We start from the raw sequence: 2,481 nt of genomic DNA on the forward strand, positions 1-2,481 counted from the left end.
TACGGAGTGAAAAAACAAGACGTCCTGAGGTTTACTTGGATGAATCATATGTAAATAAAAATCATAGCAACGATTTTGTATGGTATTCAAATGAAGATGGGCCATGGATTCAAAAACCAACTGGAAAGGGAGAAAGGCTTATTATCATCAATGCAGTCACAAAAGATGGCTGGGTTCCAGATGCCAAAGTAGTCTTTAAAAGTACCAGAAAAACAGGTGATTATCATGGCCAAATGAACTGGAATCTTTTCCAAAAATGGTTTTCAGAAAAACTATTACCCAATATTCCAGGCAATTCCATTATTGTTATGGATAACGCTGCATATCATAATATCCTTGCAGAATGTTCTGCCCCAACACCGACATGTTCAAAAGAAAAAATCTTTAATTGGCTTGAATACAATAATATCCCATGCAAGGATAACTGTCTAAAAATTGAATTGGTTGAGATATTGAAGAAATTTGCTCCCGAACCAACATATGCAATAGATATGATAGCAAATGAATATGGCCATACAGTTATCAGAACACCTCCTTATCATCCAGAACTTCAGCCAATTGAGATATGTTGGGGAATTTTAAAGAATGAAATTGCACGTAATTGTGATTTCACAATGGACAATTTAATGCTTCAATTAGAGAATGCATTCAGAAAAATTACAGCAAAAACATGTCGAAAAATTATAAAAAAAATACGCTCTGTTGAAGACAATTTCTGGGAGGATGATGCAAAATTAGATAAAAGGCAAGATAACTTTTTATTATAACATGAAAAATTTAGAATTTTATCAATTCATTTGCAAAGCACTATAATTCCCATGATGACTACCCCTCTGATTATGGTTGATGTTTGCTCAAACATTATTTTATCAGAGAATGTGATCATTTTATTCATATAGGTCAATCAATTTGGCGAAGGTATTGATATTGCATTCGATTTCAATGGCTGAAAATTGTTCTTTTGTGAGATAGCCTATTTCAGAAGCAATGATGGCCTGGGTCAATACTTCTGCATTTGAACCTTTTGCTATATATAAGAAACGAACGGCCTGCTTATTGCTTCCATTTTCATCTCCTTCGGCAATATTACTGGAAATAGATACAGCCGCCCGCCTGATCTGATCCCGTAGTCCAACGTCAGAAGAGAATCCACCACATGCGGTTATTTTATAAATAATGACAGCAAGATCTTTTGACCTCTGCCAGACATTCAATTTCTCAAAATGACCCATATCTATAACCCAGCACCCAGCACCCAGCACCCAGCACCCATAAAACATCAACCGAATCTATCTTTAGAATCCAGAAGATGCAGGGGAATATCAATATCCTCATTATTCAATATACTTTCAACTATTGAATCGTCCAACTGAACAATCCGGGCTATAACCGGCACGGCAAGTCCCTGCTGATGGGCACGGCGAACAAAGGAAAGCAGTTCTTCCTTTCTGCCTTCCTTCCTGCCTGCCAATCTACCTTCTTGTCTTAATTTTTCTGCAGTTGTCATTGCGATTACCCCTCCTTGTTTGGATATAGAATCAACCGCATCAATTATGGAGTGCGTTTTAATCTCCGTAGCAAGATACAAGTATTTTATAACGGTTTCGAGAAAATTTAAACCGTTTTGATTTTGAAAAAACAGTCTGCCCAAACCGAAATATTCTTCTAAAGCCTGTTCCAAATGCCCAGGGTTAAATATATTCTTCAATATTAACAAGGCCATTTTCAAGGAAACCGTTTCAAAAATCCGTAATTTGATATCCTCATCGGTATATCTTGACAGATCAATAAAAATATACTGAAAATCAGGAATAAAAGGTAATAGTTCAATTGATGGAGTGTTAAATACAGACTTTAAACCTTCCGGTTGCCAGGCCTTTTTTCCATGATAGAGTACGATTGGAATTATGGGTGTAAAATGCGTCTTTTGTTTGAGGTTTTCATTCCAAATACGGACCATGTATTTTAAAATTTGATATGGAAGATTACGATCCGGGAAACTTTTATGTTCAAACAGCAGGGAAATCCGAACTTCAGACTGATTGAAAACACATGAATAAACCACATCTGAAAACTGTTTAGCCAATTCTTCATCTACGTATGATGTGTTCTCAAGATGAAGTGACGCAAGATCCAGATTTTTAACAAGTTCAGGTGGAAGCACATGTTTTGAAAAATCCGCCACATTGAGCTTATCTGAAAATATTTTCTTAAAAAATGAGTCGTGATGATCCGGCATATTGAATTTTTGTATTTGGGTGCTGGGTTCTGGGTTCTGGGTTCTGGGTTTTTGACTGGTTTTGAGTTCTGTTTTCAAGGTGGCGTAATTGACGATCTTGCTCTTATTAATTTTGTCAGCATTTTACCGATGATATTGCATTCGATTTCAATGGCTGAAAATTGTTCTTTTGTGAGATAGCCTATTTCAGAAGCAATGATGGCCTGGGTCAATACTTCTGCATTTGAACCTTTTGCTATATA

The 2,481-nt window shown here is 36.3% G+C and carries 4 protein-coding genes; 1 reads left to right on the plus strand and 3 read right to left on the minus strand.

The window, feature by feature from the left end; all coding sequences use genetic code 11:
- On the plus strand, positions 1 to 767 hold a 767-nt coding region (locus HXW94_RS18540; protein ID WP_178368374.1), incomplete at its 5' end, for a transposase.
- A gap of 120 nt (positions 768 to 887) precedes the next feature.
- On the opposite strand, the gene HXW94_RS18545 is transcribed toward HXW94_RS18540, so the two are convergent.
- From HXW94_RS18545 to HXW94_RS20525, 3 genes are all read right to left on the minus strand, one after another.
- Complete coding sequence (locus HXW94_RS18545; RefSeq protein ID WP_178368375.1) at positions 888 to 1,232, minus strand: four helix bundle protein; 345 nt, start codon at positions 1,230 to 1,232, stop codon at positions 888 to 890.
- 47 nt (positions 1,233 to 1,279) lie between these two features.
- On the minus strand, positions 1,280 to 2,239 hold the full coding sequence (locus HXW94_RS18550) for an Rpn family recombination-promoting nuclease/putative transposase (protein WP_178368376.1): 960 nt from the start codon (positions 2,237 to 2,239) through the stop codon (positions 1,280 to 1,282).
- A 74-nt stretch (positions 2,240 to 2,313) separates the two neighbouring features.
- The gene (locus tag HXW94_RS20525) at positions 2,314 to 2,478 is read right to left on the minus strand and encodes a four helix bundle protein (protein ID WP_425484231.1); all 165 of its coding nucleotides are present in this window, start codon (positions 2,476 to 2,478) and stop codon (positions 2,314 to 2,316) included.
- Positions 2,479 to 2,481: the final 3 nt, after the last annotated feature.

The sequence above is a fragment of the Desulfobacter latus genome (assembly GCF_013389365.1).
In the GTDB taxonomy this organism is placed as follows: domain Bacteria; phylum Desulfobacterota; class Desulfobacteria; order Desulfobacterales; family Desulfobacteraceae; genus Desulfobacter; species Desulfobacter latus.

Bases quoted from the DNA above. Each gene is read 5' to 3' on its own strand.
- HXW94_RS18545 (WP_178368375.1), bottom strand. From the start codon at position 1,232: ATGGGTCATTTTGAGAAATTGAATGTCTGGCAGAGGTCAAAAGATCTT.
- HXW94_RS18550 (WP_178368376.1), bottom strand. From the start codon at position 2,239: ATGCCGGATCATCACGACTCATTTTTTAAGAAAATATTTTCAGATAAG.